Source organism: Wolbachia endosymbiont of Glossina morsitans morsitans (assembly GCF_000689175.1).
GTDB lineage: Bacteria > Pseudomonadota > Alphaproteobacteria > Rickettsiales > Anaplasmataceae > Wolbachia > Wolbachia pipientis.
Map to the genome: position 1 here is coordinate 1 of NZ_AWUH01000152.1, position 4,672 is coordinate 4,672.

At 37.1% G+C, this 4,672-nt stretch carries 4 protein-coding genes; 1 reads left to right on the forward strand and 3 read right to left on the reverse strand.

All coding sequences use genetic code 11. The features are described 5' to 3' along the window. From cgtA to murC, 3 genes are all read right to left on the reverse strand, one after another. On the reverse strand, positions 1-964 hold a 964-nt coding region (cgtA, locus tag WGMM_RS03935; protein ID WP_038250387.1), incomplete at its 3' end, for an Obg family GTPase CgtA. After that, complete coding sequence (gene eno, locus WGMM_RS03940) at positions 952-2,226, reverse strand: phosphopyruvate hydratase (RefSeq protein ID WP_038250392.1); 1,275 nt, start codon at positions 2,224-2,226, stop codon at positions 952-954. The genes cgtA and eno, both read right to left, overlap by 13 nt. 4 nt (positions 2,227-2,230) lie before the next feature. Beyond that, positions 2,231-3,727, reverse strand: a complete 1,497-nt coding sequence (gene murC / locus WGMM_RS03945) for a UDP-N-acetylmuramate--L-alanine ligase (protein WP_038250394.1) — start codon at positions 3,725-3,727, stop codon at positions 2,231-2,233. 26 nt (positions 3,728-3,753) lie between these two features. Between murC and WGMM_RS03950 the strand changes: the two genes are divergently transcribed. Next, complete coding sequence (locus WGMM_RS03950) at positions 3,754-4,428, forward strand: septal ring lytic transglycosylase RlpA family protein (protein WP_038250396.1); 675 nt, start codon at positions 3,754-3,756, stop codon at positions 4,426-4,428. Positions 4,429-4,672: the final 244 nt, after the last annotated feature.

The window sequence follows — 4,672 nt, forward strand, 5'->3', positions numbered from 1 at the left end:
CACTTAATAATCTTAAAATAGGCTGTAAATCACCATTAATTGATAAGCACAGCACTTCTTTATTGAGATAATTAGCTAGGTGATTCTTCTTTTCCAGAATTTCTGCTTCCCTCAATAAGTCGCATTTGTTTAATACTACAATCTCTTCTTTTTCAACAAGATCACTATTGTAAAGTTCCAATTCATTATGGATACAACTATAAGCCGAAACAACGTCATCGTGAGTTACATCGATTAAATGAAGTAAAATTTGACACCTTTCTATGTGTTTTAAAAATTTATGCCCTAGCCCAACTCCAAGGTGAGCATCAGTAATTATTCCAGGAATATCTGCTATTACAACTTCGCTATCATCCACTTTTACCATGCCTAAATGAGGTCTTACGGTGGTAAATGGATAATCGCCTACTTTTGTATCGGAATTTGAGCAGCGAGTCAAAAATTTTGATTTACCTGCGTTTGGCATGCCAATAATTCCAACATCTGATAAAACTTTTAGTTTTAATAATACATGTTTTTCTTCGCCAGGCTGACCGTAAGTAAAATGTCTTGGTGCCTTATTAGTAGAAGATTTAAAATTAGTGTTTCCAAGTCCACCTTTTCCACCCTGTGCTACTTGAAATTCCATACCAGGCTTGTCAAGGTCTACTATTATCTCTTCACTTTCTTCATCAATTATTTGTGCACCGACTGGAACTTTAAGTATAACGTCTTTCCCTGCTGTGCCAGATCTATCCCTGCCTGCACCATTTTTTCCACTATCTGCTTTAATGTGTCTTCTATAACGAAAATGAAGCAAAGTGTTGAGATTAGCGTCGCTGATGAAAACTATGTTTCCACCCTTTCCTCCATTACCACCATTTGGACCACCAAATTCAACGAACTTTTCTCGACGAAAACTTGCACAGCCATCACCGCCGTCACCGGCTTTTAAACACAATTTTACTTCGTCTATAAAACCCATGCTAACCCACGATAATATTTAGCATCCTTTCCTAACGTGCTTTCTATTCTCATTAGCTCATTATACTTCGCGAGTCTATCAGAACGCGATAGCGACCCGGTTTTTATTTGCCCGCAATTTGACGCAACTGCTATATGAGATATTGTTGTGTCTTCTGTTTCACCTGAGCGATGAGAAACAACAGCTTTATAGCCATTTGATTTTGCCATTTCAATAGCAGCAAAAGTTTCTGTTAACGTCCCTATTTGATTTGGCTTGATCAGTACAACATTTGCCATTTTTTCCTCTATTCCTTTGCATATCAGTTCACAATTTGTAACAAACAAATCATCCCCAACCAATTGAATTTTACTCCCCAATTTTGCAGTAAGTAATTTCCAACCTTCATAGTCGTCTTCACTCATTGCATCTTCTATAGAAATTATTGGATATCTTTCCACAAGATTACAATAATATTCAGTCAACTCTTCTGAAGTAAGATCTCCGTGTTCAAATTTGTAAATTCCATCTTCATAAAAAGTAGATGAAGCAACATCAAGGCCTAGTGCAAAATCACTTTGCGCTGAATAACCTGCTGATTCTATAGCGTATATGATCAAATCAAGTGCTTCTTCAGTACTTTCAATATTTGGTGCAAAACCACCTTCATCCCCTACATTTGTGCTATAACCTTTTTTCTTAAGAATGCTACGTAAGTTGTGGAATACCTCCGCAGATATTCTAATCGCTTCGCTGAAAGTCTCAGCACCGACCGGAAGAATCATGAATTCTTGGAAATCGAGCTTATTGTCTGCATGTACTCCACCATTAATTATGTTAATGAGTGGAACCGGCATAACACTCGTCTGCTTTCCTCCCAAATATCTATATAGCGGCATTTTGAAACTGTTTGCTGCTGCTTTTGCAACTGCAAGAGACACACCCAAAGTTGCATTTGCTCCAAGTTTTGATTTGTTTTTTGTTCCATCCAGTTCAATTAATGCTTTATCAATTGCATTTTGGTCCGCTGCATTCATTCCAATGATTTCATCTGCTATTATCCCATTTACAGCTTGAACAGCTTTCAGCACTCCCTTACCACAATACCTTTTCTCATCTTGGTCCCTGAGTTCCAAGGCTTCTAATTTACCGGTTGAAGCTCCAGAAGGTACAGATGCTCTGCCTACTGCTCCATCACAGAGCCCAATCTCTACCTCAACGGTTGGGTAACCCCTGCTATCTAAAATTTCTCTTGCGAATACGTTATTGATTATCTTATTCATTACATTAAACCTTAACTTCCGCAATAAGTGCTGCAGTTTCCTTTGCCAATTTAGCTATATTACTACCAGCACCAATAAATAATACTATATCACTTGGACTTGTCGAATCACTAATAAAATGTGAAATGAGCAAAGCATCATTCATAATTTTTGTGTTATTAAATCCATTACTGATTAAAGCTTTTTGTATATCATCAATCCCACAACCAGGAATAGGCTTGTCTTCTGGGGGATGAACAGGAGTGAGGATGACATAATCAAACATCATGAAAATTCGTATGAATTCATCAAAAAAATTACGAATGCGGGCAAAACGAAGTGGTTCGATAATTCCTATTACTTTTCCTTTAGTAATCGAACGTGCAGCCGTTAAAGTTGCATATATTTCATTTGGATGATGGGCATAATCCTCAATTAACTTAACACCTTTAATATCGGCAATCAAAGAGAATCTTCTTGCTACTCCTTGAAATTCCAAAAGGCCTTTTTTAATATCTGCATCGCTAATTCCGAGCTTTATCGCAACTGATATTGCAGCCAGGGCGTTGCTTACTTTGTGAATTCCTATTGCATTTGATAGTACTATGTTTTTTAAAGGGCTGGATCCCAGTGTCACGCACTGGGATGACATCTCTGTACACTTTCCTTTTGTCATTCCAGCACGTAATGCTGGAATCCAGTTGTTCAACACATCAAATTCTATGCTGTTAGCATGCTGTTTAATGTTGCTGGCTCTTATGCTACCATTCTCAAACCCAAACGTTATAGAATTACCCGCATCATAATCGATGTCTACAGAATCAGGTAAAACTGCAGAACCTGCATTATTCACGAATTGGGAAAATGCATTTTTGATATTATCAAATGTGCCGTAATAATCTATGTGGTCATTGTTGATACTTGTTATGACAGCAATCTTTGCAGGGATTTTTAGCATAGTTCCATCAGACTCATCAGCCTCGATCAGAAAAGTGTCACTCCCTCCAAGTTTGAAGTTGCTCTTATAGGAATTTAATATCCCTCCTACAGTTACAGTCGCATCAATGCCAGAATGATCAAAAATGGAAGCAATCATAGCGGTTGTTGTTGTCTTTCCGCTTGAACCTGAAACCGCTATCACATATTTACCTTTCATAATTTCAGCAAGTATGTCTGATCTATGCAAAACGGTTTTATTGTTATTTTTTGCCGCAATTAACTCCACATTATCAGATTCTATTGCAGAAGAATGTACGACTATTTGAGCTTGGCTTATATTATTAGCATTGTGACCAATAAAAACCTCTATACCTAGCTTTTGTAACTTATTTATATTGTCGTTTGATTGTGCATCACTGCCTTGAACTTTGCAATTGGAATTGTGAAGAATTTCAGCAATGGCACTCATTCCGATTCCACCTATACCAATAATATGTATTATTCCTTTTTGAGTTTTGTTAATATTTAGCAGTAGATGTTTACTCATTACTAAATTTATTATAGTATAATTTAAAATCCTCATAGTATCGAACCCTCTTACCGAATACAATGATAAAAAACCTAACCTTTCTATGTCTAATATTTGTTTTGATAAGTAGCTGCAGTTTTAGCAACAGGTTTAACTGCACTGCAGGTCATTATAAAATTGGCAGCAGCTACACAATAAATGGTATAACTTATTATCCAAAAAACTGTAAACACTATGAAGAGATAGGGATAGCATCGTGGTATGGAATAGAAGATCATGGCACACTTACAGCAAATGGTGAAGCGTTTAACCGTCACTTGATCTCTGCAGCGCATAAGACTTTGCCCTTACCCTGCTTTGTTCTTGTCACTAATTTAGAAAATGGAAGAAAGCTTGTTACAAGGGTTAACGATAGAGGGCCTTTTATTGAAGGCAGAATAATAGACTTATCAGAAAAAGCAGCTCAAGTCTTAGGATTTCATAAATCTGGGCTTGCAAAAGTAAAAGTTCAATACCTAAGAAAGATGTCAGAACAATTGATACAAAATACTCCTCATTACAGAAAGCAATATGAAAAAGAAATGCAGAAACGTCATCCGAAACAAGACAATGCAGAAAGTAAGGGATATGTTGCATTTTTTAAAAGTGCTCAGGCCGCTAAATCAGCTGCATCAAAGCTTCGCAATCAAGGAATAAAAAATGTTAGATTGCTTTTTAAGAACGATCAATATTGCGTGAAAGTGAGTTATAGGTAGTGGTGAGTGCAGAATTTGAAAGATTTGGTTAATGTAAGGAACGCTGGCTAACTATTGTAAGTTAAAAATGTGATATAAAAAAGATATCAACAATTTATAGCTATACCACCGCGATATCTCTTAGCCGCTAACACGTAGCGGAATGACGAGCTTATCGTCACGCCACCGCTAACCGTCATACCGCGATTCATTCGCGGTATCTCAGCCGCTAACAAGTAGCAGAATGACAGCAATCCTACGTCAT

Coding starts and splice junctions, on each gene's coding strand:
- eno (WP_038250392.1), bottom strand. CDS start 2,226: ATGAATAAGATAATCAATAACGTATTCGCAAGAGAAATTTTAGATAGC.
- murC (WP_038250394.1), bottom strand. CDS start 3,727: ATGAGGATTTTAAATTATACTATAATAAATTTAGTAATGAGTAAACAT.
- WGMM_RS03950 (WP_038250396.1), top strand. CDS start 3,754: ATGATAAAAAACCTAACCTTTCTATGTCTAATATTTGTTTTGATAAGT.